The organism is Streptomyces sp. NPDC057654, assembly GCF_042800135.1.
In the GTDB taxonomy this organism is placed as follows: Bacteria; Actinomycetota; Actinomycetes; order Streptomycetales; family Streptomycetaceae; genus Streptomyces.
The window spans coordinates 1-3844 of the sequence record NZ_JBHVHQ010000827.1; the positions used below are offsets into that span (position 1 = coordinate 1).

3 protein-coding genes and 1 pseudogene are annotated in these 3844 nt (G+C 73.0%); 2 read left to right on the top strand and 2 right to left on the bottom strand.

Annotated features, from left to right (window positions below; all coding sequences use genetic code 11):
• Nucleotides 1-1184 (bottom strand): D-arabinono-1,4-lactone oxidase (locus ACFU99_RS36615; protein ID WP_384400853.1); only part of this gene is annotated, 1184 nt, incomplete at its 3' end.
• Nucleotides 1066-2388: an MFS transporter gene (locus ACFU99_RS36620; protein ID WP_384400856.1), complete on the bottom strand. Its 1323-nt coding sequence runs from the start codon at nucleotides 2386-2388 to the stop codon at nucleotides 1066-1068. The genes ACFU99_RS36615 and ACFU99_RS36620, both read right to left, overlap by 119 nt.
• Nucleotides 2389-2527: 139 nt before the next feature.
• Here ACFU99_RS36620 and ACFU99_RS36625 point away from each other — a divergent pair, with 139 nt between their 5' ends.
• Together ACFU99_RS36625 and ACFU99_RS36630 are read left to right on the top strand one after the other, a co-directional pair.
• Nucleotides 2528-3646 (top strand): ferrochelatase, encoded by a 1119-nt coding sequence (locus ACFU99_RS36625; protein WP_384400858.1) that lies wholly within the window; start codon nucleotides 2528-2530, stop codon nucleotides 3644-3646.
• Between the two features lie 60 nt (nucleotides 3647-3706).
• Nucleotides 3707-3844, top strand: a pseudogene (locus tag ACFU99_RS36630) (inositol monophosphatase); the annotation flags it as partial.

Here is a 3844-nt window from a genome sequence, read left to right on the forward strand (position 1 = left end):
CTGTGCAGCTTCCCCCAGTGCGGCCGCCCGCCGTGCGCCGTCATGATCTGCTCGGCCGCCGAGAAGTAGGCGTGGTGCGGAGTGCCCCGGTACTGGTGCACCGCGATGTAGGCGGTGTCGCGGCCGGACGCCGTGGAGAGCGGGATGTCGTCGGCGGGCGCGGTCCGCACCTCCACCGGGAAGCTGATCCGCAGGTTCGACCGCTCGACCATCGCCTTCAGTTCGCGCAGCGCCGCCACGGCCGCCTCGCGCGGCAGGGCGTACTCCATCTCCAGGAAGCGGACCCGGCGGGGGCTGGTGAAGACCTTGTGCGGGATGTCGGTGTACGTACGGGCCGACAGCGCGCGGCTGGAGACCTTGGCGACGGGGGGTATGGTCGCCGGCACCGCGCGGCCCAGCGCGCAGACGGCCTGGAAGAGGCCGTTGGAGAGGAACTCGTCCTCGATCCAGGCGCTCAGCGGTGAGGGCGGCGCGGCCGGGCCCGGACTGCGGTTGTTGCGCTTGGTGTTGCAGTTGGCGGTGTGCGGGAACCAGTAGAACTCGAAGTGCTCGTTCTCGGCCACGAACTGCTCGAACTCGGCCGTGACCCGGTCGAAGGGCATCGGCTCCTCGCGGGCCGTGAGCCAGAACTCCGGTTCCACGGCGAAGGTGACGGACGTGATCACCCCGAGCGCGCCGAGGCCGATCCGGGCCGCCGCGAACACCTCCGGGTTCTCCTTCTCGGAGCACGTCAGCACCGAGCCGTCCGCCGTGACCAGCTCAAGACCCGTGATCTGGGCGGCGATCGAGGCGGAGTCGCGGCCGGTGCCATGGGTGCCGGTGCCGGCCGCCCCGGAGACCGTCTGCTCCGTGATGTCGCCCATGTTGGCCAGCGACAGCCCGTGCGCGCTGAGCGTCTCGTTGAGGCGCTTGAGCGGGGTGCCCGCCGCGACCGTCACGGTCCCGGCCGTACGGTCGATCCTGTGGACCCCGGTGAGGCGTTCGGGCCGGATGAGGAGGCCGTCGGTGGCCGCCGCGGCGGTGAAGGAGTGGCCCGTGCCCGCGGCCTTCACCCGCAGCCCGTCCTCAGCCGCCCTGCGGACCGCCGCCGCCAGCTCCTCCGCGCTGGAGGGCGTCGCGGTCCTCGCGGGCCGGACCGCCACGTTCCCCGCCCAGTTGCGCCACGTGCTGCTCGTCTCGGTCATGTGCGCCAGACCCCTCCCGATGAGGCGCCGGCCGCAGCCGGCGGTACCCGAGGAACGCGACCGCGGCCGCGAGCGCACCCGCCACGCCGGACACCGCGTACCCCGCCCCGGGCCCGGACGCGTCCACCACCCAGCCGGCGGCCGACGAGCCGAGCGCGAATCCGACCGCGAGCCCGGTGCTCGTCCACGTCATGCCCTCGGTCAGCTTCGCGCGCGATACATGCTGCTCGACGAGGGCCATGGTGGTGACCATCGTCGGCGCGATGGACAGGCCCGCGACAAAGAGCGCCACGGCCAGGAACGGCAGGTTCCCGACCAGTTGGAGGGGGATCATACTCACGGCCATCGCACAGACGCCCAGCAGCCACCGGCGCTGCGGCGCGCTCTTGAAATGCAGCAGCCCGTAGACCGCACCGGCCAGACAGGACCCCAGCGCGCACACCGCGAGCACCAGACTGGCGGCGGACTTGTGGCCCTCCTCCGCGGCGAACGCCACCGTCACCACGTCGAGCGAGCCGAAGATCACCCCCGTCGCCACGAACGTCGCCACCAGCACCTGGAGCCCCCGCGAGCGCAGCGCGGAGCCCCCGGAGTGCTCCCCGTGCGGGCGCGGTACGGGCTCCGTGGCGCGCTGCGCGGTCAGCGCGAAGACGCCGCAGACCAGGAAGCAGCCCGCCAGCAGCGGCCCCGCCTCCGGGAACCAGGACGTGGACAGGCCGATGGAGATGATCGGCCCGAAGATGAAGCACACCTCGTCGATCACGGACTCGGCGCTGTAGGCGGTGTGCAGCAGGCGCGGCGAGTCCCCGTATATCGCCGCCCAGCGGGCCCGGACCATCGCGCCGATGTTCGGCACGCAGCCGACGCCCACGGAGAAGACGAACAGCGTCCAGTCCGGCCACCGCTGCTGGGCGCTCACCAGCAGCCCCGCGAGGGCCACCGCCGTGATCAGCGTCGCCGGGCGCAGCACCCGGCGCTGCCCGTACCGGTCCACGAGCCGGGATATCTGGGGCCCCGCCACGGCGTCGGCCACCGCGACCGTCGCGGAGAGCGCGCCGGCCAGCCCGTACCGGCCGGTCAGCTGGGAGACCATCGTGACGATGCCGATGCTCATCATCGACAGCGTCATCCGGCCGAAGAAGCCGGCTGTCGAGAAGCCCTTCGCGCCGGGGGCGACGAAGATCGCGCGGTAGGGACTGGGCAAGGGGTGGACTCCACCGGTAAGGGATGTTCGTGGCCGATACAGGTTACGGGTGGCCGTCATCCGCCGCACCGGTATTTTCCGGCCTGACGGCAGGGGTGCGAGGGGCGGACTGTCAGTGGGGGGTGGCAGGATCGGACGTATGTCGGATCAGCCAGCCCCCGCCCCCTATGACGCCCTCCTCCTGCTCTCCTTCGGCGGACCGGAAGGCCCGGACGACGTCGTGCCGTTCCTGGAGAACGTCACACGCGGCCGGGGCATCCCCCGCGAGCGGCTCAAAGAGGTCGGACAGCACTACTCCCTCTTCGGCGGCGTCAGCCCGATCAACGCGCAGAACCGCGAGCTGCTCCAGGCGCTCCGCAAGGACTTCGCGGAGCACGGCCTGGACCTCCCGGTCTACTGGGGCAACCGCAACTGGGCGCCGTATCTGACCGACACGCTCCGCGAGCTCGCGGCCGACGGACACCGCCGCGTCCTCACCCTGGCCACCAGCGCGTACGCCTCGTACTCGGGCTGCCGCCAGTACCGCGAGAACCTCGCCGAGGCGCTCGCCGCGCTGGAGGCCGAGGGCATCGAACCGCCGCGCGTGGACAAGCTGCGGCACTACTTCAACCACCCCGGCTTCGTACGGCCCATGGTCGACGCGACCCTCGCCGCCCTCGCCGAGCTCCCCGAGGGGCTGCGCGCCGGGGCGCACCTGGCCTTCACCACGCACTCCATCCCGACCTCCGCCGCCGACACCTCCGGCCCTGTGCCCGCCCACGGCGACGGCGGCGCGTACGTCGCCGAGCACCTCGACGTCGCCCGCGTCATCGCCGACGCGGTCCGCGAGGAGACCGGCGCCGACCACCCCTGGCAGCTCGTCTACCAGTCCCGCAGCGGCGCCCCGCATATCCCCTGGCTGGAGCCCGACATCTGCGACCACCTGGAGGCCCTGCACGCCGAGGGCGTGCCGGCCGCCGTGATGGTCCCCATCGGCTTCGTCTCGGACCACATGGAGGTCAAATACGACCTCGACACCGAGGCCGCCGCGAAGGCCCGGGAGCTGGGCCTGCCCGTCACCCGCGCCGCCACGGTCGGCGCGGACCCGCGCTTCGCCGCTGCCGTGCGGGACCTGGTCCTGGAGCGGGCGGCGACCGAGCGCGGCGCCGCACCCGAGCGCTGCGCGCTGGGCGCGCTCGGCCCCAGCCATGACGTCTGCCCGGTGGGCTGCTGCCCCGCGCGCACCCCGCGCCCCGCCGCCGCGGGAGCCGCCGAGTGACCGGCGCGCCCCTTTGGCGTACGCCGTGTACGCCGCAGCCCCACACGATCTAGGAGTGCCGTGACCGACCGCCCCCTCAAGGACGAGCTCCTCGCCGTCGCGCTCGAAGCGGCCCGCCGCGCCGGCGAGCTGCTGCGCGACGGCCGCCCCGCCGACCTCGGCGTGGCCGCCACGAAGACCAGCCCCATCGACGTCGTC

What these genes read in the sequence shown, in the direction of transcription:
- ACFU99_RS36625 (WP_384400858.1), top strand. Translation starts at nt 2,528, where the DNA reads ATGTCGGATCAGCCAGCCCCCGCCCCCTATGACGCCCTCCTCCTGCTC.